This is a genomic window from Yersinia hibernica, from assembly GCF_004124235.1.
Lineage (GTDB): Bacteria > Pseudomonadota > Gammaproteobacteria > Enterobacterales > Enterobacteriaceae > Yersinia > Yersinia hibernica.
In genome coordinates, this window is sequence record NZ_CP032487.1 from 3,487,578 (window position 1) to 3,509,720 (window position 22,143).

Sequence of the window (22,143 nt, forward strand, 5' to 3'; positions counted from 1 at the left end):
ACCAGTTTATACTGTATTCAAATACAGACATGTGTTTATGTACAGGAGATTTACCATGCTGGCCCAATTAACTATCAGTAATTTTGCTATTGTGCGTGAGTTAGAAATTGATTTTCAACCCGGGATGACGGCAATTACTGGTGAAACGGGAGCGGGTAAATCTATTGCCATAGATGCATTAGGGTTATGCCTTGGCAGCCGGTCAGACGGCAGTATGGTGCGTTTGGGGGCAACACGCGCAGACATTTGCGCTCGTTTCTCTTTGGTCGATACCCCATCAGCCCGCCAGTGGCTAGAAAACAATCACCTTGATGACAGTAATGAATGCTTGCTACGGCGCGCAATTGGCACGGATGGCCGCTCAAGAGGGTTTATTAACGGCACAGCCGTGCCCTTATCTCAATTACGTGAGTTGGGCCAACATTTGATCCAAATTCACGGCCAACATGCCCATCAATTGTTGCTAAGACCTGACCATCAAAAGCAATTGTTGGATGCTTATGCAGACCAATCAACTTTACTTGCTGAAATGAAAGCCGCTTATCAAGTTTGGCACCAAAGCTGTCGTGCTCTGGCACTGCATCAACAACAATCGCTAGAGCGCAATGCTCGTCATGAACTCTTGCAATATCAGTTAAAAGAGCTGAATTCATTTGCCCCACAAGCTGGGGAATATGAACAAATTGATATCGAATACAAGCGGTTGGCAAATAGTGGGCTGTTGTTATCACTCAGCCAACAAACCTTACAGTTATTGTCTGATGATGATCAGAATAATATTCTCAGCCAGCTTTACTCAGCCAAACATCAATTGACTGAACTAGCGGGAATGGACGAACAATTTAATAATCTATTGAATATGCTGGAAGAGGCCTCAATCCAAATCAGTGAAGCCAGTGATGAATTACGCCACTATGCCGAACAATTTGATATGGACCCTAATCGTCTATATGAACTGGAACAGCGGTTATCACGCCAATTAAATCTGGCGCGCAAACATCATGTTACACCGGAAGAATTGCCACAATTTCATCAACAGTTGCTGGATGAGCAAGAACAGCTCTCACAGCAAGAAAATGATCACGAACAGCTAAGTCATGCAGTAAATACTCACTATCAACACGCATTAGCCATTGCTAAGAAGCTACATGCAGAGCGCCTGCATTATGCGAACGAATTGGCATCGCTAATCACAGAAAGTATGCATGAACTCTCCATGCCACACGGCAAATTCACGATTGAAACCCAGTTTGAACCTGAACACCTTAGTGCCGAAGGAGCCACTCGAGTCGAATTCTGCGTCACCACGAACCCAGGCCAACCACTACAGCCGCTGGCTAAAGTAGCCTCAGGTGGTGAGCTTTCTCGTATCGCACTCGCGATTCAGGTCATTACAGCGCGTAAAATGGATACCCCCGCACTTATCTTTGACGAGGTCGATGTTGGTATCAGTGGGCCGACGGCAGCCATAGTGGGCCGCCTGTTGCGCCAGCTAGGTGAATCGACTCAAGTGATGTGTGTAACTCACTTGCCACAAGTTGCAGGTTGTGGCCACCAACATTTCTTTGTAAGTAAACAAACTGATGGCACTGAAACCGAAACCCATATGCATCGGCTAGATAAAAAAGCTCGCTTGCAAGAGTTGGCGCGTCTTCTAGGCGGTAGTGAAGTGACGAAAAACACCTTGGCAAACGCAAAAGAATTGCTTGCAGCATAGAAAAGATTAACTTTTTTCCTTTCTAGAGGTCATACAGGTGCCCTGTAAAGGTTTCCAACTGCTGCAAGGTCTATTATCATCGTCATCCTACGCCCTAAAGGAATGTGATTACTATGCGCTGTAAAATGCTGACTGCCGCCGCTGTGATGCTTGCAATGCTTACTGCGGGTTGTTCAACGCTGGAGAAGGTGGTCTACCGGCCTGATATTAATCAGGGTAACTATTTATCACCTAATGACGCGTCCAAAATTCATAAAGGTATGACCCAGCAACAAGTGGCATATACCTTAGGCACGCCAATGCTTCAGGACCCGTTTGGCACTAAAACCTGGTTCTACGTATTCCGTCAGCAACCTGGTCACGAGAAAGTCACACAACAAACATTAACGTTGACCTTTGATAGCAGTGGTGTACTGACTGATATCAAAAACGAACCAACGTTAACAGGAAATTAATTTATCCGAAGATTGCAAAATTAGTTGAAGAAGCGAATACGAATCCGTGTGTTAGGCGCAAAGCCTATCATTGCTGGGGTCATTACACGATAACACACGTTTTTCTTCAGCAGCAGTCTAGGGCTACAACAAGAATAAGGCGCAGATTGTGCCTTATTTTTTTGCTTGCTCGGCGCGCTGTCGGCGTAGTTCCTTCGGATCTGCAATTAACGGGCGATATATTTCAACCCTATCACCATCATTAAGCTTATCTGCAAGCTTCACTGGGCGACTGTAGACACCCACTTTATTGTTCGTCAGATCAATGTCTGGCCGCAATTCAAGTAGTCCCGAAGCTCTGATAGCCTCTTCGACAGTGCTTTCAGCTTCAAGTGAAACAGTACGCAAGTATTGACGTTCAGGTAAGGCATAAACTACCTCTACGCGAATATCAGGCACTGTAGACCTCTTTTGCTCGTTGAGTAAAAGCTTGCACCATATTACCAGCTAATTCCTTGAATATTTTACCAAAAGCCAATTCAATCAGCTTATTGGTAAACTCAAAATCGAGATGCAATTCAACCTTACAGGCATCCGCACTCAATGGCGTAAAATGCCACCCTCCCATGAGCTTACGAAATGGTCCATCAACCAGTTGCATATTAATACTCTGGTTATCAGTTAGTGTATTTCGTGTGGTGAAAGTTTTACTAATTCCAGCCTTGGCAACATCGACGGCGGCTGTCATTTCATTTTCAGTAGCATCAAGTACCCGGCTTCCAGTACAACCCGGCAAAAACTCTGGATAAGAGCGAACATCATTAACCAGTTGATACATCTGTTCTACGCTAAACGGAACCAACGCAGAGCGGGTAATCTGTGGCATAACATTTCCTGTGAGACATAAAACGCACTGATAATACCATTTATCTACCGCCAGACAAAAAATCTGCTAGGCATGCCATATAACAAATGAAATAAAATGCATAGGCATCCTGCGGGAAAGGATTTCATTCGTCTGCACATACAGTATAATGATCAACACTATGACAAAGAAAAAAGCATACAAACCCGGTTCCGCGACTATTGCGCAAAATAAACGTGCCCGTCACGAATACTTCATTGAAGAAGAGTTCGAAGCGGGTCTTGCATTGCAAGGTTGGGAAGTAAAATCACTGCGTGCGGGCAAAGCCAACATCAGCGATAGCTACGTTACGTTTAAAAACGGTGAGGCATTCCTGTTTGGAGCCACAATTACTCCGTTGAACGTGGCATCGACCCATGTTGTCTGTGAGCCAATGCGCACCCGTAAACTGCTATTGAACAAACGCGAATTAGACTCCCTGTTTGGGCGGGTCAATCGCGAGGGGTATACCGTTGTCGCACTCTCTCTCTATTGGAAGAATGCTTGGACAAAAGTTAAAATTGGTGTAGCCAAAGGTAAGAAAGACAACGACAAACGCGATGATATCCGTGATCGCGAGTGGAAGTTAGACAAAGCGCGCATCATGAAGCACGCAAATCGTTAAGTCACTGGCTTAGCAGGACATAGTTCTGTTATACTAGCGAAGTTCTTTGGGGCTGATTCTGGATTCGACGGGATTCGCGAAACCCAAGGTGCATGCCGAGGTGCGGAGGCCTCGTAAAAAACCGCAAAAAAATAGTCGCAAACGACGAAAACTACGCACTAGCAGCTTAATACCCTGCTTAGAGCCCTCTCTCCCTAGCCTCCGCTCTTAGGACGGGGATCAAGAGAGGTCAAACCTAAAAGAGCTCGTGTGGAAGCCTTGCCTGGGGTGGAAACATTAAAAATAATCAGGATAGTTTGTCAGTGGCGTGTCCATCCGCAGCTGGCCAGCGAATGTAATGATTGGACTAAGCATGTAGTGCCGACGGTGTAGTAATTTCGGACGGGGGTTCAAATCCCCCCAGCTCCACCACTTTTTGTTTTACCGAAGTCTAGTAAAGTCTACTAAGCCCGCATGGAACCAGCCTTGCGGGCTTTTTTACGTCTATTAAGGTCTACTGAGAATTGCTAGAAACCACTACTTATGGCACCCTCCTTGGGACCCAACACAAAGGGTCCAAAACTTGAGGGTCCCAAAATGGCAAAACTCGCAAAAAAACTCACGGATACTGAAATCAAAAGCACTAAACCTGCAGACAAAGAAATCAACTTGTTTGACGGTGATGGTCTAATGCTAAGAATCGCCCCCCTATCAAGGGGGGGAAAGAAAAATTGGTATTTCAGGTATGCAGTGCCAATAACTAAAAAGCGAACAAAGATAAGCCTCGGAACCTACCCCCACCTCACGTTAGCAAGAGCAAGAGTTTTGCGGGATGAATACCTATCTTTACTTGCCAATGGCATCGATCCACAAGTCCATAACAACGATAAAGCTAATGCATTAAAGGATGCTACTGAGCACACGCTCCAAGCCGTTGCTCGAAAGTGGTTAGATGAGAAGGTAAAGACATCTGGTATATCCAAAGACCATGCAGTAGACATCTGGCGTAGTCTTGAACGAAATATCTTCCCCGGATTAGGCAATATTCCTATCAAAGAGATCCGGCCTAAGTTATTGAAGCAGCATCTTGACCCAATTGAACAACGCGGTGTATTGGAAACTCTGCGCCGAATCATTTCCCGCTTGAATGAAATCTTCCGCTGGGCAGCGACAGAAGAACTTATTGAGTTTAATCCTGCTGATAACCTCGGTCAGCGTTTTAGTAAACCTAAAAAGCAAAATATGCCCGCCCTTCCCCCCAGTGAACTACCAAGATTTATGGTTGCTCTCGCGAATGCTTCCATACGGCTGGAAACACGTATGCTGATTGAATGGCAGTTGCTTACTTGGGTTCGCCCCGGAGAGGCTGTTCGTGCGCGTTGGGCTGACATCGATACAGAAAACAAAATCTGGAACATCCCCCCTGAATTTATGAAGATGAAACGTCCTAATAAGGTGCCGCTCAGCAAAGAAGCTCTTCGTATACTAGAAAATATGCAGCCTATCAGCAGCCATCGTGAGTGGGTATTTCCCAGCATAAAAACCCCACTGACCCATATGCATGAGCAAACAGCCAATGCAGCGTTAATCCGTATGGGTTTAGGTGGTGAATTGGTTGCTCATGGGATGCGGTCTATAGCAAGGACTGCTGCAGAAGAAAGCGGTAAATTTAGGACTGAAGTGCTCGAATCAGCTTTAGCTCATACCAAAAGCACTGAGATTATAGCCGCTTACAATCGTGCAGAGTATCTGGCTGAACGGGCAACACTTATGCAATGGTGGGGTGATTATATTCAAGTGCAGAAACATAAGGCTATTGCTGCGTGATAGTGATGCGATCTTACGGCTCCAACGAGATCTGTGTTAAATGACCCAAACAGAAGGTTATGGTCTTGGTTTTCGTTCTAAGGCTTGTAGCGCATTCTGATTTGGTGTTCCTCGTTGGGATAGGGCAGGACCCGCAAGACTTCTCTGGATTGCGGAAGGAGTTAGGGTTATTTAAAGTCTTCGCAGCAATGGAAGCTACATTGCCAGATGTTTGTTTTGTATTTTACTCATGGCCTGAATGCTTATAACAGAAGTATTGATTTGGCATATGTAGAGTCAAAACCTATAATTGACACAACATATAGTTTTCATGCTAATGTTTAATGATAAATGTTCCAATAGTAGCTTAGATGTTTGCTGGATAAAATTACAGTTGATTATTTATTCAGTGTATTATGTTGAAAATAACATATAAAATAATGCTATTAGGATGTTGTGACTATTGTCCTGTATTTATCGCATAGATTGTGACCTTAATTGAGTCAGCCTATGTCAAGAATGTAATCGACCGACTGACCGATAACATATGAGGTAAGGTGAGTTTCGCTTATACAAAACCAATTCTTTCAAAACGAAAAATTATAATAAAAATTAATAGGTTATGTCATTTTTTACAAAACTTTATCCGTGAGAACGCTTCCTTACCAATCAATCTCGTTAGTTATTTATTAACGCTGTATTGTGTGCGTACTTAAAGTGCATGATACTAAGCATATTTTTAATAATTTCTATAGGAAAATCATGAGTAAAGCACCCGTGGTTGTTGATCTTTTTTGCGGATGTGGAGGTTTTGGCCTCGGCGCCGAGTTAGCTGGTTTTGATGTAATTGCTGCGGTAGATATAGATGCCACGCTTCAATCAGCTTACACTCGCAATTTTCCTAATACTAAAGTTGTTAATGGTGATCTGTCGTCTATGGACGATGAAGTATGGGCTAAAATACTTTCTTCACAAAAGGTTGATGGTGTTATTGGTGGACCTCCATGCCAAGGATACAGTCGCATGGGACATTCAGATATAAATGATCCTCGCCGATCATTGATTCGACATTTTTTCAGAACAGTAAATATAATAAAACCTAAGTTCTTTATAATGGAGAATGTCGAAGGGTTAATGGATGAAAAAAATATTTATGAACTTAAGTCAGCATTAAAAACCCTAAATGAAGATTATAAAGTATTAAACCCTATAATATTAGATGCATCTAAATATGGTGCAGCGACGAAAAGAAAAAGAGTCGTAATTATTGGCTATATACCAAGCCAAATGGTTAAACAATTAGAAGAAAGTGACTTCGCTCCTATAAACTGTAAAACTAATACAGTAAGAGATGCTATAAGTGATTTACAATCTCCTTTAGAAAAATCAAAAAATAATGATAAAAATGATTTTGGCTGGAAAAAATATAAAGAAGTTAAAGATGAAAAACTTTCCGTTTATGCTTTAGATAAGAGGAAGCTTCCGCCTAAAGGCATGGGATGGTCAGTTGCTATAGAACGCTTGATCTCGGGAGAGATCAGCGGATTTTTAAATACTCAACATTCACCAAAGGTGAAAGAAAGATATTCGTCAATTAAACCGGGATCTGTTGATTCTGTTAGTAAGTCAAAGAGATTGTCATGGGATGGTTTATGTCCAACATTGAGAGCCGGAACTGGTAGCGATAAAGGTAGCCATCAGGCAGTTAGACCACTTCACCCAGATGATGGTCGCGTTATTACTGTAAGGGAAGCTGCAAGACTTCAAGGATTTCCTGATTGGTTTGTATTTCACCATACTAAATGGCACAGCTTCAGAATGATAGGTAATAGCGTTTCACCAATAATATCAAATTATATAATGAAATTAATGATTTCTGCTATAAACTGGGACAGTATTGACAAAGCTAATGTAGGATAATTATTATGGAAAATAATCTTGAAAAAGAACGTATATTAATTGCCACTGGTGTTAGTTCCACATTTCTTGAAGAGGCATTGACTAAAGATGTTACAACGTTAGAAGCTATATTTGATTTAGTAGATAATTCTATAGATGCTGCAAGAGAGTCATTAATAAAGAAAGGTGGAAAAAGAGGGAAAGATAATCTTCCTGAGTCTTATGAAGGGTATTACGTATCCATTAGAATAGATAATGATAGTATTAGAATATTAGATAACTGTTCTGGAATTGATCGAGAGACGCTGTCAAAACGTGCTTTATATACTAACAAACCATCTCAACATGAATATGGGATCGGTTTATATGGAATAGGATTGAAACGTTCATTATTAAAAATGGGAACAGACTTTTCTTTTTATGTTGATAATGGGGTAGAAGCATTTAAATCATATTTTGATAATAATGGTATCGGAGGAAACGAAGATCATCCAATATATGCTGATATAGTTCCTTCCAAAGGAAATGCAAAGTCATTATTTTCTGTTTCTAATATTAAAAATGAAATTAAAAATGATTTTCATAATCCAAGATGGTTTAATAATGCCGAAAGAGAGTTTTCACTAAGATATGGGATATATTTAAAAAAAGGATTTAAAATAATTTTACATCATGTAAAAAATAAAAAAAGAGTAAATGTAATTGGTATCGCACCAACGCTAAGAAAGGAGTGTGAATTCCCACCAACACAAGAAATTATTAATTTCGATGGCGTTGAAGTTATTATTGAAACAGGAATCCATAGTGACTACATATTCCCCGGAGAAGAAGGGCATAGTTTATCAAATAACAGGAAACTAACAGAGTTTTTTGGTATATATTTCTCTTGTAATGATCGAGTCATAGTTTCTGCAAGCACTGAGAAAGCTTATGGATGGGCATCGAAATGGCATTCAGAATATAATGGATACGTTTGCTGGGTAAAATTTATATCAAAAAATGCTGCATTATTGCCATGGAATACTGCGAAAACAGCATTAAGGACTGATAGTTCATTGTTTTTAGAGGTGAGAGATAGATTACAGCCAATAGCAGACCACTATAGGTCTGTTATTAAACAACGATATTATGGAAAGAAGAGAATTGACGGTGCTGATAGCATTACTAATCCAAGAGTTAATCCTAAATCATCGCCTATTGGCCCGATAATAAAACCAAGTCCTATTTCAAAACCCAAAGAACGGCCTAAAATAAAACCAAAAGCAAGGCCCACTGAGGACTTACCAAGAAATAGAGATATTCTTGTTGATTGGTCAAGAAATACTGTAAATGTTCCTATATATAGAAATAAGGAATATCATATTTTTGGTGAGTTGTGTCAATTATAGGTCGTGCCGCAGATTTAGTGGTAATGGTTAATTGTCAGATACCATCCGATGATCTTATCGTGCATTTCTTCTGATTTTGAGAAGCAGATAGTCTTGCGGGCTAACCGTTTGAGATGGGTTCGCAAGTTCAGATTATGTCGCTCTATCCTCTGGGTGTATTTCTTGCTGATAACATGACTGGTTGAGGACAATAAAGTGCGGTATACCGGCCAGGCATCGGTCATGTAGAAGGCAATGCTAAACTGGCTCAGCAAAACCAGAAGACGCTTTAATGTCAAAGCATTTCGCGGGCCAAATACATGGGCGATAACGCGCTTTCGGATGCGGTCATAGGCATAAAACAGCCAGCGTTGATTGCCTTTACAGCGGACATATGACCACTGCTCATCGGCTTCACAGCAGATAACCACCTCTGCGCTAGGCTCTACGTTTTGCGCTACCTGGTGCGGCGTAAGTTTTTTAGATGACGCAGAACGGTATTGAGGCTTATCCGTAGAACCCGTGCTGTATCGCGGCATCCGGAGCCGTTCATCGCCATATCAACGATGGCCTGATGGGTTTCGGGTTTAGCTCCGTTGTAGCGATAGCTGAGCTGGAAGGTCTTCAGGCATTGGTTACAGCGATAGAGCTGCGCCCCTGAGCCGGAGTGGCCGTTTCGGATAACCCCATGAGTTTCAGAACAGCGAGGACAAACCACATCAATCTTTGCCATCAATCATCCAAAGGGTAAAGAGTACACCAACACTAAGTTTGCGTCACGACCGAAATTATCATATTTTATTCTTCTACTTGGGATTGACACCAATTGAACTTTCATTTAGTGCGGGGGTGATATGAGTGACGTTATTATTTTTAGTCAGAGTTCACTATTTCTTTTTTCACTGCAAATTATTATTCGTAACAATTTAGTTCTGGGAGGGGATAAAGACAAGATAACAACTCACTTATTTTCTTCCTACGATAAATTCTTGCAGCAGATAGATACAAATAAAGGAAGTATTGTGATATTCGATATCGATGGTATCACAAAAGAAAATCAAAGTGTTATTTTTAGTAAAATAAATAGCCAGGAAAGCAACGTTCCCCTCATCGTATTTTGTCAATACGAGATAAACTCACTTTATTATCAAACCTTAAGTGAGGTGACTCGTTTCGTGATCAGTAAAACCACATCAATAGTAGAGATCACATCAATATTCAATAAACTTTTTCTTTGGATCAAAAAAAATAATGATGATAACACTCCATTGGATTTAAATGTTCAATCACATCCAAAGTTGTCAAAACGAGAAAAACAGGTTTTATACCTGGCCTCTATGGGCATGGACTATCAAAGTATTTCAGAACATCTCAATATAACCCGAAAGACTGTAAGCCATTACATGTCAAATATACGGGATAAATATGGCTATAAGCGAAGCTCTAATGTGTACTTCAGATACTGAATATATAACCTACTTGTGAATAAATTCACTATAGAACATCTAATTTTAAAATAAACGGTTTTGAATGAAAAAATTCACATCACGGATGAAGTGTTCATTTTAAGAGCAATGTATTGCTCATTTTACATATCTGCATTCATACCGTTTATTTTAATTTATCTGTCCAAGTCTATCATTACAACAAATCGACAATCTATGCTGTTTCTCGGCAACAATGGATAGGATATATAAATGATCAATCACGCGCGGCACTATCACCATAGTATGATGAATTTAAAAGGGAAATTTATCGATGACTAACAGATTTTATATGAAAATGAAATCAATAGTATACCGAATCACGGTCAAAAAACATTTTCATACGCAATGTTAGCCACTAGCTAAAAAATACCAATCGACAGCCAGGTATAAAACCCACTTGCTGCCGATTTTTACTTAGGCCTCATTCATATATCATAACATTGCTTGAGAGGGGCCCATTTTTTCTAGCAATAAAAATAAACTATATGTTCAATGAAGGATCGTAAACACCCACAGTGATATTCTCTAAGGGTTTCAGAAATACTGATGTGTAATTTGTATTATATCCTTGAACATCACTATACCCTGCTTTTTGATAACCAAAATTTGGATATATACCAAACCATTTATCTTTTGCCATTAATGGAAGCCAGTGTGAATCAAGTGCACAATGGACTTGCTTACCACCTGCATCTAACTTTCTGACAGCTTCACTCACATCATCGATTAGAGTCTGATAATAATCTTTATTCACTAGATAAGCACAGGAACAGTGGGCTGATTTCAACCGAAGAAAATGATTATTACTAACAAAAGGCATAACATGATAGTAATTTGCCGTCAGCATGGCAACATCCCATTTTTCTATTTTTAGCATAGAAAGAAAATCATTAGCTAGAGCTATGCTCTCAATGTCTTCATTGAAAACAATATCATCTTCAAGAATCAAAACATTATTCCAATCATGATCTCTGGCCATTTTCAGAACAGCTTCATGAGATTTTGCACAACCAATATAGCCTGGTTTTTCATCTATTGCCTCAAAGCGAATAACTTTATCTTTTGCTATATTAAATTTCTGCAGTAACTCTTGGATGTTGTCATCCCGATCAGGGCGAGTTTTAAGGTTAATATAAACAACTTTTTTCGACTAAAGATAAATCCAGCACTATGTTACTCATCAGTTTTATACCACTCCTATAGTAGAGTTTGATTATAATATTGTTTCTTATAAAGAAAAATAGCACTACTAAAAATTAGGATAAACGCCCGACACATTAATATATTTCTATTCCTTGTAAGCTCAATATGACTCAACTGACCTTTCTCAAGAAAAAGGTTGTCAGCTCAACAAAGTTCATAATTAAGCAGTACACCATACCCTAATTCAACTCCGGCCAAGTAATAAGCTTTAGTGTATCAGAAGATATTAACTGTAAATTAAAGGCAACAATATGCACGCAAAAATGTGCTGACCTCTTTATACACTGCTCAAAACGTTCTTAACTCCGCTTGACTGGTTTCAAAGTCATATGCACCTTCTATTGATAGATCGATAGGGTATGGATTCCACGCTATCAGTCCTCTAATTTCAAATTGCACAAGACCATTTCTTGCATTGTGCAATTTATTCACTACCAGAGATTCTGCAAGAACCCTCGGTTCGAAGCGGATTATTGCTTCACGGATAATTCGCTCAATCGTCATCCAGTTGTAGGGGGTTGAATATCGTCCAACCAGTGGTGCAATACCGTAATTTAATACTGATTTTGCTACCCATTTATGGCGCTGTTCATCAAGCTGATCATCAATATTGGCATTATTGAGTATCTCTGCGATATTTCTCTGCACCAGTTTTCGCATAGTCCGTGAGTCATAAAAAAATTTATCTTGAGGCTCAAGCAATTTTTTAGGATCATCATCAAGCAAACGTTCTAGCAAAGTAGGCAAAAACTGTCTTTTCTTTTCCATTACTTCGTCTGTCCGTTAAACCTAAACTCTTCAATGTCGAATAACGCGTATTCATTTTGGTCGGTAATGAACATTTTTCGCCCTGAAGCAATATAAAGAGTATCCGTCAATTGTTCCCATTCAGTTTTAAGACCGAGTCTGGTGTTATTATCAGCATCAGCGGTTAATGGATAACGTGCAGGTACGTAACCGAACCAAACTTTATCATTTACGGTAAGCTGTGCTGGTGCCCAAACCAGGTCGAGAATATTTTTAGGTTTGGAAACTGTCATTAATTGCACTTCGGCAAAAGGAACCCAGCGGTAACCGCCAGCACTGATAAATTCACAAACTGGCCCGATTCTTCCATCGCTATCAGTCATCCAGGAAAACGACTCTACAGAACCACTTTCCCCTATACTTTCAGGTGCTTGTAATAATGCCATCTGACGGAGTTCTTCACTTTTCACGTTATCGCCGTCATGCAAACATTGATTGGCCTGCTGCATCAATTCAACCCATTCAGGCAGGGCATGACTCAATGTTCCGGGGGCACGTTTCCCAGCCAATACTTCTTCACGCAACTTTTCACTCAACACCAAGTTCTTATAGAGTTCTGCTTGCTTCGTCATGTCAGGAGCTAACTTAATGAGCGTATCAAGTTGCAAAAGCGCTTTTTGCCATAATCCGTCAAGACAATAAAGTTTGAATAATAGTTCTCGAGTATCTGTATCTGTCGGCTTAGTTTTCAGCTTACTAATCACATCAGCTTGTATTGCCGCTAGCGAACTACTTTTCAATAATTCACCTAAAGTTGTTGTATTCATTATGTAGTTATATCCAAAATTAAAATTTATAAATGGCTATCAAGCCCTAATTTGTACAATTCCTGAAATACCAAAGCAGGCACACTACTTTTTTCTTTTGTTATAATATGTTCCGGAGCTAGCAATTTTAATAAGTCTACTTTTTCTTCACTTTGGGATGTTTCAAGATAATCAGTAACATCTAATTCCTTGGTAACTCTTTCAATCAGTCCACCTGAGTCTAAAATACATTCCGTCAGGGTTTTATCCTTCACACATTCTCTAATATTTTCCAGGAAACCGTCGTTAGCAGACAATTTTGTTGTTTGCTGTTGCTCTTTTTCAGAGAATTTCTGCCCCTGCTCACCCCACATAAGAAACCGCTTATACTCCAGCTCCAAGTTTTTCAGAGCATCTTGCTCCTTGAGCCCTGGAGTTAACGTCTCATTAACGTCATCAAGATAAGAAATATAATGGCCACCATGGGATAAGATATCTTCAATCTCAGGTAGATCGATTGCCTCAAACAGCGATTCTTGTTCCAGCATTAACTGGTCGTCGGTAAAACTCTGACTCGCAATTTGTCCTGAGGCTTTCTTGGCAGAAATAACAAAATGACCAAACTTAATCTCTGCGCCTAATGACAAGGGGTAGTGTTCACCTGGTGTCAACTCTTTGCCGTTGACCATGCAGATGAAATCGTTGCTGTGATTAACAATCATTGATGCAAACGAATGTCGGTAAAACCTTATTTCATTTTGGCCATCCCCCGCAGAATGGGGAGTAAACTCCCCTTTCTCCATACTAAAACAGATAGCATTGCTCTCTGTAATAGCATCATGAAGCTGGAACTGTTGCGGAATATGCGGCCAAGTCAATACGAGTAACATGACAATTAGCCGCCTATAAATACGTTGGGCGATCCGCTCACAACAACTGCACCGTCTCCAGCCAAATCGCTCACACGGGCTGCCGGCAACTTATTAATAAATACGGTTCCCGAACCTGTCACCACCGCGGTCACCCCAACCAACGAGGACGATGCTGCGCTTCCACCCGCAACAGCTGCGGGTTGCGCATTAATTAATACATTGGGTGAACCATTAGATATAGCACCACAACTGGTGGCATCACCCATTCTTGCTGCACAAAACATATTCGATCTCGCTTAACAAAATTACCGTTTAACAACTAGTTACCCCTCAGCATATCGGTGCGTCATATTTTCGCACCGAATATGCTGGGCCTATTTTCCTTAGAATCAAGGCGGAGGAGTCTGTTCATCCGTCGGCGTTGGCATTGGCGTCTCGGTCGGCTCTGGCGTTTCCGTTGGCTCTGGCGTCTCGGTCGGCTCTGGCGTCTCGGTCGGCTCCGGCGTCTCGGTCGGCTCTGGCGTCTCGGTCGGCTCCGGCGTCTCGGTCGGCTCTGGCGTCTCGGTCGGCTCTGGCGTTTCCGTTGGCTCTGGCGTCTCGGTCGGCTCTGGCGTCTCGGTCGGCTCTGGCGTCTCGGTCGGCTCCGGCGTCTCGGTCGGCTCTGGCGTCTCGGTCGGCTCTGGCGTCTCGGTCGGCTCTGGCGTTTCCGTTGGCTCTGGCGTCTCGGTCGGCTCCGGCGTCTCAGTCGGCTCTGGCGTTTCCGTTGGCTCCTGGCGTTTCCGTTGGCTCTGGCGTTTCCGTTGGCTCCTGGCGTCCTCGGTCGGCTCCGGCGTCTCAGTCGGCTCTGGCGTTTCCGTTGGCTCTGGCGTTTCCGTTGGCTCTGGCGTCTCGGTCGGCTCTGGCGTCTCAGTCGGCTCTGGCGTTTCCGTTGGCTCTGGCGTTTCCGTTGGCTCTGGCGTCTCGGTCGGCTCCGGCGTCTCGGTCGGCTCTGGCGTCTCGGTCGGCTCTGGCGTCTCGGTCGGCTCTGGCGTCTCGGTCGGCTCTGGCGTCTCGGTCGGCTCTGGCGTCTCGGTCGGCTCTGGCGTCTCGGTTGGCTCTGGCGTCTCGGTTGGCTCTGGCGTCTCGGTCGGCTCTGGCGTCTCAGTCGGCTCTGGCGTCTCGGTCGGCTCTGGCGTCTCGGTCGGCTCTGGCGTCTCGGTCGGCTCTGGCGTCTCGGTTGGCGTCTGGCGTTTCCGTTGGCTCCTGGCGTCTCGGTCGGCTCTGGCGTCTCGGTCGGCTCCTGGCGTCTCAGTCGGCTCTGGCGTCTCGGTCGGCTCTGGCGTCTCGGTCGGCTCTGGCGTCTCGGTCGGCTCCGGCGTCTCGGTCGGCTCTGGCGTCTCGGTCGGCTCTGGCGTTTCCGCTGGCTCTGGCGTTTCCGTTGGCTCTGGCGTCTCGGTTGGCTCCGGCGTCTCGGTCGGCCCTCTGGCGTCTCGGTCGGCTCCTGGCGTCTCGGTCGGCTCTGGCGTCTCGGTCGGCTCTGGCGTCTCGGCTGGCTCTGGCGTCTCGGTCGGCTCTGGCGTTTCGGTCGGCTCTGGCGTCTCGGTTGGCTCTGGCGTCTCGGTCGGCTCTGGCGTTTCCGTCGGCTCTGGCGTCTCGGTCGGCTCTGGCGTCTCGGTCGGCTCTGGCGTCACGGTCGGCTCTGGCGTCTCGGTCGGCTCTGGCGTCTCGGTCGGCTCTGGCGTCACGGTCGGCTCTGGCGTCACGGTCGGCTCTGGCGTTTCCGTTGGCTCTGGCGTCTCGGTCGGCTCTGGCGTCTCGGTCGGCTCTGGCGTCTCGGTCGGCTCTGGCGTCACGGTCGGCTCTGGCGTCACGGTCGGCTCTGGCGTCTCGGTCGGCTCTGGCGTCTCGGTCGGCTCTGGCGTCACGGTCGGCTCTGGCGTCACGGTCGGCTCTGGCGTCACGGTCGGCTCTGGCGTTTCCGTTGGCTCTGGCGTCTCGGTCGGCTCTGGCGTCTCGGTCGGCTCTGGCGTCACGGTCGGCTCTGGTGTCACGGTCGGCTCTGGTGTCACGGTCGGCTCTGGTGTCACGGTCGGCTCTGGTGTCACGGTCGGCTCTGGCGTCACGGTCGGCTCTGGCGTCACGGTCGGATCTGGCGTCACTGGTGGATCTGGCGTTTCGACCGGCGGAATAATCGGTGGTATCGGCAATGGCGGTAATGGCAACGGCAACCCAATACCACCATCCAATAACAAAAGCCCAGCCAAACTTGAAAGTGCGGCTAAACCACCACCTGCACCACCACCACCACCGCCACAACAATCATCAGAGTTAAGATGAATCTCTCCTCCCTGAATGATAACTTTCTTCTTGCCGACAATTTTGATGGTATCGGCGCTGAGCACTAACTCACCACCCGCACCAATTGCCACTGCGCCACCGGCAACCAATGTTGCCGCTCCACCAGCGGCCACCTGATGTGCGCCCCCCACAGAAAGTGCGTTGTAGCCCCCGACGTTAGTCAGGTTAGCGCCACCCACATTGGTCGCATTGGCCAAAGCTACATTCAGAGAATGGGTAGCCCCGACCACGACACTGCGCGCCAATCCTACTTGTATGGCAGAAGCTAACCCGATAGATTGCGCTGATGCACCGAGGACTGTTGATGTCGAATTGGCACCCACGATAACACTACGGTTAGCACCGATATTTAAGTCCGCATTCGCGCCAATAATCTGTTTTTCATCATTTTTCGTCAAACGCGCCATGTCGCGCTCAGCTTGCTCCCAGTATTGTTCCTGACCGGGTTTATCTTCAAAACGCACGCCGTTATAGTTGGTTAATCCGCCGCCAATAGTGCGGCTGACCATACCACTTTGTGTCGCATTGGCAGGTAAATCCCAAGGCGGTCGCGTAACGTTATTGTAGAGACTGCCACTCACCAACGGACGGTCGGGGTCGCCGTTAATACAGTCGACTAAAACCTCCTGACCAATACGCGGAATATAAATCCCACCAAAACTATTTCCTGCCCATGCTTGGCTAACACGCAGCCAGCATGAGTCTGATTCGGTATTCTTACCGTAACGGTCCCAGACAAAACGAACTTTTACCCGGCCATATTCGTCGGTCCAAACCTCTTCCCCAGCTGGGCCGACCACAATGGCGTTTTGTGGGCCGCTGGTTTTTGGTTTTGGTGTCAACTGTGGGTGACGATAGATTTTGGTAACCGGCTGAACCACAAAAGTGGTTTCATAATGGAACTCATCCCCACTCGATAACTGCGCCACTTCAACAACAGATAAACGGCTGGAGATAACCATGTATTCGCGGTTTGCTTTATCAACCGGAAAACCTTGCAGTTCAAAGTTAGCGCCGCAAACAATGCCACGAACTTCACCAGAACCCACCGCACGCGAACCCAGAGCACCACGCTCTTCAATACGAACACGGGCCAGATGTTCACCAATATCTGGCTGATCGTAATCACCAGGCCATTGATAAATTTCAAGATCATTAAAACTGGTTTTACGTGGCTTGCTGTCCATGGTTAGGATATCAGCACGCGACTTAGTAAAATCGTAGTCGTTATAGACCCAACGCCCTGTTGTCAGCGTTTCCTGAGTCTGGAATTCAGTAATATATTCTTCACCCGCTTTTGGTTCATCGGATAAATATTCAATCGTATGATAGGCTTCGCTGAAATAACGTTTATGCGCGCCAACATGATCCACAAGAATTAATTTTTGTTTATGGTCATCATGCTCAAAGAACCAATAAATACCCCACTCCTCCATCAAACGCTGGAGAAAGTTAAAATCGGTTTCACCGTATTGCACTTGAAAATCAAGTAACGGATATGTCGTCGCCAATCGTTTTTCAAATGGAAAGTTATAATCGGCCAATACTTCGTCAATTATATCGACCACACTCTTGTTCTGAAAAATTTTAAAATCAGACGTTAAGTTGGTCAGATAAAACCAAGGCCTCAAGACAATTTCAAACATTGCCTGGTTAGCGTCACGACCAATGAATCTGGCTTTCTCAACCAGACCGGAAATTTCGCGCGTACCTTTACCGACACCTTTGACATAATCAAGGCCATTACCATCCAACTCCATTTCAATGGTCATCTCTTTACCAATTAAGGCCTTGAGATCAACATTAGAGGCTGTTTGCCAAGGAATAGATGGATTAGCCGGTGTCTTTGCCGTGATGGTATATGAATACAAAGTCGAGAAGGCTTCCTCTCCTTCTAACTTTGACAGTACCAGCGCAGGCTCACCCAATAAATAGGGCATAGCCGGGCTGCTCAACTTTATTGTCCTTGACATACTAATACCTAATATCTGGTTAATTTTGCAAAATGCTAATGATACTTTTAATTTAATTGTCCATTTATCATGGCAATTCAGGCCATTCCATTACCTTTTCATACCTGTGTTCTCCCAAAAGTCGAGATTCTTTAACTTACGGTTAAATCACCAAATTTCATTAGTGTTATCATTCACTGCACTTGGGCATTGGAAACCTCTAAGCAGTTCGCTAATACTTTCATTGCCATAAGTTAAACCTGAAACTTCTAGTTCAACGCGGTCTTTGCCCATTAAAAATGTCAGGCGCTGCGTACCATCAGCATCTTGCTCTACTTCATGCGCCATATCGGCCCATTTCAGTATTGCCCATGGCCCACGCAACATAATGTCAGGCATCGCCGATGCTTCTTGACGCTGAGCCGTTAAACTCACCATCGTTCCCTGACGAATACCCGGCCATTTAAAGAATGAGGGGGTGATTGGGCCATGGGAATAACGCACAACATTGCCATCGAAATTCATAATAAGCTGCGTTATCGAAGGTGCTAAATAACGGACAGAGACGGAAAAGTCTAAAGCCACTTTTCTGCCTTCATTGCCATTAAATAATGCATCTTTGATAAGGGCTGCCTGTTCAAAGAATTCAAGGCCTTCACTACTTGCGCTGCCTTTATATCGCCAAGGTGTCGTCGTGGTATCAACTTTGCTTTCTAGGTTTTTCTTGAAATAACTATCCACAGTGCCATTAGCACCAAAGAAGCGCTCAAATTCATTCAAACTGACGACTTTTTTACTATCTGCAAAGGGATAACGCCCTTGCAAAGTATTGCGACAGATTTCGCCTATCCCGGTATCAATCGCTTTCGAGGTTTGGCTAATCACTTTATTTTCGAATTTCTGCGAAGAACCGGTTAATAAAGGTGCAATAATATTGCTAAACGGGTCTGGCCAAGTTTGCGACTCAATCGCCATGCGCTCTCCGCCATTAGACATCGGAGGAATATCGCCATATTCAAACGCACTATTGAGTACCACCAAACGGGTATATTGATCGTTTAATGCGCCGATAACTCGGCTCATTTGTGTCCCTTGCAGAATCGAAAGATTGCTGTCACGGCCACCATCACTCGGCTCACCATTCACAAATGCCCGTAAAGCATCGAAACGGCTGTCGACAAATTCTTGAACCAATTTATTTTCGCGAAAGGCGATTTTTTCCTGCACCTTTTTAGCTTGGTTAATGAGGTTTCCTTGATTTCTTATCGTTACATCATCAAGCAGCGTTTTGTCTTTTTCCTTCTCCACCAATGTGGTTTCTTTTACTGCCTGCTTTGCCAAATTGAGCAAAGGCGAGTTTTCAGCCACAAGTGTTCTCAATAAGGCGATATCCATCGACAATCCTTCGGCATGCTCTCCACTGTTAGCATCAACAGAAATCAGGCGCACACTGGAGAGAAAGCGTTTCCAGTACTGGGTATATTCTTTCAAATACGCAGTCAGTACATCTTGCTGCAGCGCTAGGGGATCAAATAAAGATGAGGCGGGTTGCCCCATCACCCAGCGATCTTCTTGCTGTAACTGCATCAGCAGAGGTGTAAGCTTTTTTTTAACCACCTGATGATAACCGGCATGGGTATACAACCCAGGAACCCCTTCATGCAGTAGCTCATCATCTGACAAGGTGAAAACCTGTGTTGCGTTTTCACCTACCATTTTGCGCAATGTCAGATTGGCCGGAGCTTCTCTGTTCAACTCAGATTGAACACGGCCCCAAAGTCTGGCGGTGACCGTTTTCTCCGCCAGCATTGCTCTTGCACGCTTAATCAGTTCACTATCAGCAGGCTGACCGTATTGCCGCCATTCTTTCTGGCTAAACAACATATTTAAATGAGAAGCAAAAATACCTTTCTCTTCATACGGCTCGATTTTTCCATTTTTCTGCCAAGCATTCGTCACTTGATCAACCACAAAATGTTGATCGAAATGTTCTTCATCCGTCAGCATTAAATAGGTTTTCAACGCGCTATATACCGCTTCGTTGTCCGCTGCATTGATAGCATTTTTAAGCGCAATTTCAGATTCTTGCTCAATCATCGGGAACAGATATTTTTGTAAGAAGAACTGATACAAACTGCTCGCCCCACGAGATATTGCGCCACCGGTATATAAGCCATAGCGCCATTCAAGATCTGGGTTTTCAACATCCAACGTACCGTATTCAGGTAATTGCTGGGTAGCATTCAACAACGCAGGTAACATCTGCTCATTGGTGGTTTTAACATAGCGGCTAACAGAGCTATCTAATTGCTCAAGTTTGGTACCTACCGCCCGTAAATAACCATCGTTATGCTGGAAACTCACTAAGAATGCCCACACCAACCACACGGCAACACCAATACAAGCAACATGCCCTAACAAGTTTTGGAAACGATATTTGGACTGTACCGTCAGGTTATAACTCACTAAATCGCCATCTTTGGTGATCACGTCACGGAACAGTTTCTTAAGGAAATATTGCTTCCCATAAGCAGCTTCACTAATTAACTGACCTTCGTCTTCATTTTTCAGAGAAATAGACGCCGGAGATGCTGGTTTATTATGGCCTATAACATTGCGCCACTTCTGAATAAGAGTACTGTTATTTAACAGTGCAATATTCGCGGGCTGACAACTGCTGACGAAATAAATCCCACGTAATGTGGTATGGAATTTTGTTTCATCAAAACGCGATGCAAAGAAAACATTTTGCAAAACTTCAGTAACCCGCTGGGATAACATTCTGAAATCCTGAGGCAGCGCATACATACCTTTACGATCAATAACAGAATATTCTTCCTGCTGGCGGACATGCATGTTGCTACTGATACGATTCTCAAGTAGCGTCAACTCACTGCTAATGCGCTGCCCAAGATCCATATCTGCTTGCCCTTTTCCCTCATTATAAGGAAAAGTAACACCCCAGATTTGCTCACGTTCTTCAGCAGTTAAATTGCGAAAATACTCATCAAAACCAGATAGTTGGTCCAGTTTCGTGATCACGACATATACAGGAAAACGAACCCCCAGAGCACCGCGGACATCATCTAAACGGGCCCGCAATGTTGCCGATAAATTAAGTAACTCAGCTTTGCTTTTATCCAAAATATCAGTGACAGAAATAGCCACGATCACGCCATTAACGGCTTTAACTGGACGATACTTTTTAAGCGCCTTTAAGATACCATTCCATTCAATCTGGTTCTCTTTACCCTCATCAATGTATTTACCAGCAGTATCTAAAAACAGAGCATCATTAGCGAATAAACATTCGCAATGAGACGTAGGCAAATTATCTTTACCAACGCGGTTTAGCTGTTCTGGTAATGGAAAATCTTGTCCTGAAGACAGGATCAAAGAGGTTTTTCCGGCACTCTTAGTGCCCATCACCATGAACCAAGGCAGCTCGGAACGCCAGTGGCTAGAAACAAAGAAACGTTTCCAGGTTGGGATTCCGCTATGAATGCGGCGCACATAATTTATGCCATTACGGATCATCGCATTAATTTCAGAAAGATCAGGCCCAACTTCAGGTTGATTTTTCTTCGGATTAATAAAATTATCCAATAATGCTGGATTAATAGCTAAAGCCCGCATAAAGCGCCACACACCATAAAGAATGGTGATAAACGCGATAAAGGCGATAATAGCGCCACGGCGTAACGGATTATCTAAAGGGTGGCTATCGCCAATCAATATAAATGGGGCAATAACCCAAACTGCGGCGCAAGCGGCTACCGCAAAAATAATAAATCGGGGCACGTTAAACCAGAAACCCAATAACAGGGCCAATGCCACCAATAAGAAAATAATTCTGGGTTCATAACCTTCGAGAGGTCGCACCTCGCCAAATCCGAGGAAAGGCCCTAAAAACCATATTACTGCGGCTAGCAATATAAAGCAGCTAACCAGTAATAGTCGTTTCATGATCCAACCAGAAAGCAATCGATTAAAATAAGACATTCTGTT

General features: G+C 44.0%; 16 protein-coding genes, 1 other RNA gene and 1 pseudogene. 8 read left to right on the plus strand and 10 right to left on the minus strand.

Translation table 11 applies throughout. The features are described from left to right. Positions 1-55 precede the first annotated feature (55 nt). Both recN and bamE read left to right on the plus strand, forming a co-directional pair. Positions 56-1,717: a DNA repair protein RecN gene (gene recN / locus D5F51_RS16390; RefSeq protein WP_162301767.1), complete on the plus strand. Its 1,662-nt coding sequence runs from the start codon at positions 56-58 to the stop codon at positions 1,715-1,717. A gap of 113 nt (positions 1,718-1,830) precedes the next feature. After that, a complete protein-coding gene (gene bamE, locus D5F51_RS16395; protein WP_025379253.1) occupies positions 1,831-2,172 on the plus strand; it encodes an outer membrane protein assembly factor BamE in 342 nt (113 codons plus the stop codon). A gap of 153 nt (positions 2,173-2,325) precedes the next feature. Here the strand turns inward: bamE and D5F51_RS16400 are convergent, their stop codons facing one another. Together D5F51_RS16400 and D5F51_RS16405 are read right to left on the minus strand one after the other, a co-directional pair. Beyond that, on the minus strand, positions 2,326-2,610 hold the full coding sequence (locus D5F51_RS16400; protein WP_025379254.1) for an RnfH family protein: 285 nt from the start codon (positions 2,608-2,610) through the stop codon (positions 2,326-2,328). After that, positions 2,603-3,037: a type II toxin-antitoxin system RatA family toxin gene (locus D5F51_RS16405; protein WP_025379255.1), complete on the minus strand. Its 435-nt coding sequence runs from the start codon at positions 3,035-3,037 to the stop codon at positions 2,603-2,605. The genes D5F51_RS16400 and D5F51_RS16405 overlap by 8 nt, the downstream gene beginning before the upstream one ends. Before the next feature lie 160 nt (positions 3,038-3,197). On the opposite strand from D5F51_RS16405, the gene smpB reads away from it, so the two are divergent. The 5 genes from smpB to D5F51_RS16430 all read left to right on the plus strand — a co-directional run bounded on the left by smpB (position 3,198) and on the right by D5F51_RS16430 (position 8,752). Continuing rightward, positions 3,198-3,680 carry an SsrA-binding protein SmpB gene (smpB, locus tag D5F51_RS16410; protein ID WP_129197905.1) on the plus strand — a complete coding sequence of 161 codons (483 nt, stop codon included), beginning with the start codon at positions 3,198-3,200 and terminating at the stop codon, positions 3,678-3,680. A gap of 48 nt (positions 3,681-3,728) precedes the next feature. Further along, positions 3,729-4,091, plus strand: a transfer-messenger RNA (tmRNA) gene (gene ssrA / locus D5F51_RS16415). 165 nt (positions 4,092-4,256) lie between these two features. Further along, positions 4,257-5,486 carry an integrase arm-type DNA-binding domain-containing protein gene (locus D5F51_RS16420; RefSeq protein ID WP_129197907.1) on the plus strand — a complete coding sequence of 410 codons (1,230 nt, stop codon included), beginning with the start codon at positions 4,257-4,259 and terminating at the stop codon, positions 5,484-5,486. A 741-nt stretch (positions 5,487-6,227) separates the two neighbouring features. Continuing rightward, positions 6,228-7,385 carry a DNA cytosine methyltransferase gene (locus tag D5F51_RS16425; RefSeq protein ID WP_129197909.1) on the plus strand — a complete coding sequence of 386 codons (1,158 nt, stop codon included), beginning with the start codon at positions 6,228-6,230 and terminating at the stop codon, positions 7,383-7,385. A 5-nt stretch (positions 7,386-7,390) separates the two neighbouring features. After that, positions 7,391-8,752 carry an ATP-binding protein gene (locus tag D5F51_RS16430; RefSeq protein WP_129197911.1) on the plus strand — a complete coding sequence of 454 codons (1,362 nt, stop codon included), beginning with the start codon at positions 7,391-7,393 and terminating at the stop codon, positions 8,750-8,752. Between the two features lie 14 nt (positions 8,753-8,766). Here the strand turns inward: D5F51_RS16430 and D5F51_RS16435 are convergent. Beyond that, positions 8,767-9,464 (minus strand): IS1 family transposase gene (locus tag D5F51_RS16435; protein ID WP_100273935.1). Its coding sequence is split into 2 segments (ribosomal slippage): positions 8,767-9,206 and positions 9,206-9,464, totalling 699 coding nucleotides; the frame shifts between segments, so codons are not numbered across the junction. A gap of 121 nt (positions 9,465-9,585) precedes the next feature. Between D5F51_RS16435 and D5F51_RS16440 the strand changes: the two genes are divergently transcribed. Then, on the plus strand, positions 9,586-10,197 hold the full coding sequence (locus tag D5F51_RS16440; protein WP_129197913.1) for a LuxR C-terminal-related transcriptional regulator: 612 nt from the start codon (positions 9,586-9,588) through the stop codon (positions 10,195-10,197). Positions 10,198-10,699: 502 nt separating this feature from the next. On the opposite strand, the gene D5F51_RS16445 is transcribed toward D5F51_RS16440, so the two are convergent. From D5F51_RS16445 to tssM, 7 genes and pseudogenes are all read right to left on the minus strand, one after another. Next, entirely contained in the window at positions 10,700-11,197 is a 498-nt protein-coding gene (locus D5F51_RS16445) for a glycosyltransferase family 25 protein (RefSeq protein ID WP_245994811.1), read from the minus strand. A 512-nt stretch (positions 11,198-11,709) separates the two neighbouring features. Then, positions 11,710-12,189, minus strand: coding sequence for a type VI secretion system baseplate subunit TssE (locus D5F51_RS16450; protein ID WP_129197915.1), 480 nt, complete (start codon positions 12,187-12,189; stop codon positions 11,710-11,712). Beyond that, positions 12,189-12,995, minus strand: a complete 807-nt coding sequence (locus tag D5F51_RS16455) for a type VI secretion system accessory protein TagJ (protein ID WP_129197917.1) — start codon at positions 12,993-12,995, stop codon at positions 12,189-12,191. Before D5F51_RS16455 ends, D5F51_RS16450 begins: the two co-directional genes overlap by 1 nt. Before the next feature lie 26 nt (positions 12,996-13,021). After that, on the minus strand, positions 13,022-13,864 hold the full coding sequence (locus tag D5F51_RS16460) for a TagK domain-containing protein (RefSeq protein WP_129197918.1): 843 nt from the start codon (positions 13,862-13,864) through the stop codon (positions 13,022-13,024). Positions 13,865-13,869: 5 nt separating this feature from the next. Beyond that, positions 13,870-14,130, minus strand: a complete 261-nt coding sequence (locus D5F51_RS16465; RefSeq protein WP_129197920.1) for a PAAR domain-containing protein — start codon at positions 14,128-14,130, stop codon at positions 13,870-13,872. Between the two features lie 1,503 nt (positions 14,131-15,633). Further along, positions 15,634-18,123: pseudogene (locus D5F51_RS22935) on the minus strand (type VI secretion system Vgr family protein); the annotation flags it as partial. A 180-nt stretch (positions 18,124-18,303) separates the two neighbouring features. Continuing rightward, positions 18,304-22,137: a type VI secretion system membrane subunit TssM gene (gene tssM, locus D5F51_RS16495; protein ID WP_129197922.1), complete on the minus strand. Its 3,834-nt coding sequence runs from the start codon at positions 22,135-22,137 to the stop codon at positions 18,304-18,306. Positions 22,138-22,143 lie beyond the last annotated feature (6 nt).